Source organism: Streptomyces sp. (assembly GCF_036566765.1).
GTDB lineage: Bacteria > Actinomycetota > Actinomycetes > Streptomycetales > Streptomycetaceae > Streptomyces.
This window is the reverse complement of record NZ_DATCVQ010000419.1, coordinates 1-3,651: the sequence shown is the minus strand read 5'-3', so window position 1 is coordinate 3,651 and position 3,651 is coordinate 1. Positions and strand designations below refer to the sequence as shown.

Here is a 3,651-nt window from a genome sequence, read left to right as displayed (position 1 = left end):
ACACCAGCCAGAGGACAGCGAGCAGGACGCCCAGGGCCCCTAGCTGCACGACGGGGATTTGCGCCCACTCCACTCACGACCTCCACTAGTTGATCAACGGGTTGGGGGTGGCCGCCCGCGTGTCCCTTTACCGACGCCAGCACACCCTCAGGGCTGGAAGCCGATAGCGCGGGCGGCCACGATCAGGGGAGCCACAAACCGGAACCGCCGGTGACGCGGCCCTTCTCGATCAGGTCCCTCAGCGGGCCATGCAGTTGAGCCACGACATCCGCGCGCAACGCGTTGTACGCGGTGTCCGGCACCGTCCCGGACACCGTCGCAGGGCTGGTGAACGAGCCCGGGTAGTCGGGTGCGGCCCCTGGGATATTCAGCGTGGGAATGCGTTTGGTGCCATCAGCCGTGGCCACGAACAGGTCACCGTCGTTGCTGCCGATCTGGATCTCTCCCGCCGCCACAGACGGGATATCCATGTCCGTCATTCGCCAGCCCTGTGAGGCCGTGGTGAGAGCGGGCCTCGCGCGGATGATGGCCTTGAGTTCGGCCACTTCGGCGCGCAGGGCGGCCACTTCATCGGCGAGGTTGCCGGAGAACTTATCCACCGGACGGCACCTCGATTCCCTCGAAGACGAGCTGGGCGACCTCTTTGCCGCCTTCACGAGAGGGCGGGGTGATGGAGATGCCGATGATGCGGCGCTCCCGCGACTGGAGCGGATGCCAGACGTTGTGCAGGTAGATGCGCGCCAGGTCTCCGAGGCTGTTCGGGGTGAACGTCGGTTCGGCGCCGAGCGCCACCGTGATCTGGTCCACCCTGAGTGCGCCGGGAGCGTTGGCGGCCCAATAGCGGGCGTAGTCGTCCAGGGTGCCGACGTCTGACACGCTGGAGCGGGAGATCGTACGGTCTAGCCGCGGCCAGCCTGCGGCGAGATGCGCCTCTGCGAGCGCCGGGTCGGAGATGAGCGGGGTTCCGCTGGTGGAGGCGTCATCGGAGACGGAGTCGCCGCGCGCCCGCCAGTAGGTGCCGCCGCGCAGCGCGTCGATCTCCTCCGACCAGGACAGGATGTCGCCGCCGTGCGGGCTGTTGGCGAAAACGTGCTCTACATCGGTGGAGCCGAGTGTCGGCGCCCCCCAAACCCAGTGCCGATCGAGCTGGCCGTTGCCGGGCAGGATGTTGACCATCCACTCGAAGCCGTTCTCCAACTCCGCCAGCTCCTGCAGCCGCTGCCCGTAGGTGCCTTCGTTGGCCGCGTACGTGTGGTCGCGCGGCTGCCCTGACGTGCCGGATTGCGGGATGAGCCGCAGGTTGGCGTGGTCGCGGGCCTGCATGTCGGCGATGAGCGCGCGAGCGATGTCGATCTGGTCGTCGCCCGTGAAGGAGAGCTCCTCCTGGATTTCGACCTGCAGCATGTAGGCGTCCATGGTGGTGCCGGTCAGGCTGATCGACGGCGCTTCCCTGCCGGACTGTGAGACGGTCGCGGCGGTGATCCAGTACTCGCCCCATGGGACGCCGGCGCGGTAGATCTGGCAGGTCACCATGCCGGGCCCGTTGATGAGCACGGTCGGGTCAGGGCTGATGATGCGGGCGATACGGTCGCGCGTCTTCGGGGTGACCGTCACCGTGGCCGAGAAGCTTCCCGCCTGTCCGATGCGTTTGTCGAAGGTGACCGAGGACAGGTCGAGGTCGTCGAGGTAGGTGCCGTCCCAGCGGGTGAAAACCCACCGGTACAGGGCGCTGCCCCGGCCTGGGGTGAACGGTGGCGGCGGTGGGCCTGTGTCCGGTTCGGTGGTGAGAGAGGCGAGCGAGATGCTGACGCCGACGCCGAACCGGTCCACGACCGGGCTGATGCCGAAGGACTTCGTCCCGGTCGGCGCCGACGACGACACCAGGCGGGACGCGGCGGCCGAGGTGACGAAGTTGTAGCTGCGGGCGCTGCCCTTGAGGGCGTACCCGCTGGGCGGCGTCCACGTGACGGTGTCGTCCTGATAGGGGAAGACGGCAGCAGCGCGGATTTCCAGGTGCTGGCCTGCCGCCGGCTGGACGGACGGGGTGTCGCCGTTTTCTGTGAGGATCAGGTCGACTGCGACGCGAGGCGACACGGACGTGTCCACGTCGGAGATGGCGAGCAAGTGGACGGTCTGGCCGACGACCACGGTGTGCCGGAACGTGTAGGTGGCGGGCTCGTTCGCGGTGGCGATCTTGCGCCAGACGCGGACGGCCAGGATGTCGTCCCAGCCCTCCGACACGAGCGGCTGCCAGCCGGAAGGAGCTCCCGCCCCCTGTTCGGTGAGGTCGTTGAAGTGGATCGCGATCAGGACGTCGCCGGCCTTCACGCCTGCCGGACGGTCGACGTCCACGGTGGGGTCGAACGCGGAAGCGGACGTGAAGGATCTGACCTTGGCGGGCAAGAAGCACCCCCAAGCGGTTCGTTCCTACAGCCAGGCGTCCCGGTAGAGGGCCACCACTCCGGCGGCGCCGCCGTCGTCCGGCGCGTACGAGAGTTCGTTGGTTCCGCGCTCCAGCACGAAGTCGGAGACGGGAGCGGACGCGCCGGTGAGCGTGGACAGCACGGACACTCCGGCGACGGTGGCGTTCCCGGCGTCGGTGTCGATCTCCATGCGTTCGCCGTCCGCGAGCGTGATCAGGAACGACAGGGTGCGGCCGAGCGTCGAGTTGGAGATGGACGGGTTGACCACCGGGCCATCGACCCGAAGCAGCGGATGGGAGGCGACGTTGCCCGCGTTTTCGAGCGGCACCGTGCCCCCCGCGGGAATGTCGAATCCGGACCGGATCACGTTGTATCTGCGCGGATCCGCGCACACCCACCGGACTGCGACCGAAACCCATCCGGCGTGGTAGGAGCCGGTCGGCATGGCGCGCGTGTCCACGACCGCCTCAGGCACCATGAGGACTTCGTCGCGGGTGGCGATCACCAGCGGCGCGCCCGTCTCCCCCGCCGGCGGGGTGAGCAGGTGCCGTATCTGGCCTATCGCGCCGGCGAAGTCGCCGCCGTCGCCGACGTTGATGGCGATAGTGGCCGAGACCTGGCGTTCCTGGGAGTAGAACTTGCCGGGCCATGAGCCGTGCCAGGACGGGCGGGCGACGTTTGAGGAGTCGAGCGCTGGCAGGTCGTCCCAGCCTTCGACGCTTCCGGCGATGATCTGGTACTGGTTGCCGTACCCGCCGAGCAGTGTGCCGTTGTACTCGATCTGGTAGCTGCCAGTGATGCTGTCGCCGGGCAGGATCGGCACCTGGACGCCGGGGTCCGGCCATTCCGAGAGCGTCTCGAACGGCGCCAGGACGAGGTTCTGGTCGTAGGCGAGCGTGAGGTCCGGCCACTCGCTGACCGTCTGGAACGGGCCGAGGAACAGGTTGGCGTTCGGCGTCTCGACCAGTACTGCGGGCCATTCGGACACCGTCTCGAATGAGCCGAGAGTGATCGACCGGTCCCAGTTGCGGGGGTGTCTCGCGAGTCTTGGCCGGTTCGGGATTGAGCGTCCAGCGCGGGCCACCGTTCACCGCCTCTCTACCAGGAAGCGGCGCGATGTGCAGCACCGGTCGGCCGCAGCGCCACAGTGCGGGGCGGCACAGGCGCGGCGAGAATCTCCAGCGCGGCCCACGCCCACTGGGCCGACGACGATCCCGGAGCGTCCGCA

General features: G+C 68.4%; 3 protein-coding genes. All 3 read right to left on the bottom strand.

The annotated features are described in order from the left end of the window. Positions 1-182 precede the first annotated feature (182 nt). The 3 genes from VIU94_RS24670 to VIU94_RS24660 all read right to left on the bottom strand — a co-directional run bounded on the left by VIU94_RS24670 (position 183) and on the right by VIU94_RS24660 (position 3,411). Entirely contained in the window at positions 183-599 is a 417-nt protein-coding gene (locus tag VIU94_RS24670) for a hypothetical protein (RefSeq protein WP_331914201.1), read from the bottom strand. Continuing rightward, positions 592-2,352 (bottom strand): hypothetical protein, encoded by a 1,761-nt coding sequence (locus VIU94_RS24665; RefSeq protein ID WP_331914199.1) that lies wholly within the window; start codon positions 2,350-2,352, stop codon positions 592-594. Before VIU94_RS24665 ends, VIU94_RS24670 begins: the two co-directional genes overlap by 8 nt. Positions 2,353-2,427: 75 nt before the next feature. After that, positions 2,428-3,411, bottom strand: a complete 984-nt coding sequence (locus VIU94_RS24660; protein ID WP_331914197.1) for a phage distal tail protein — start codon at positions 3,409-3,411, stop codon at positions 2,428-2,430. Positions 3,412-3,651 lie beyond the last annotated feature (240 nt).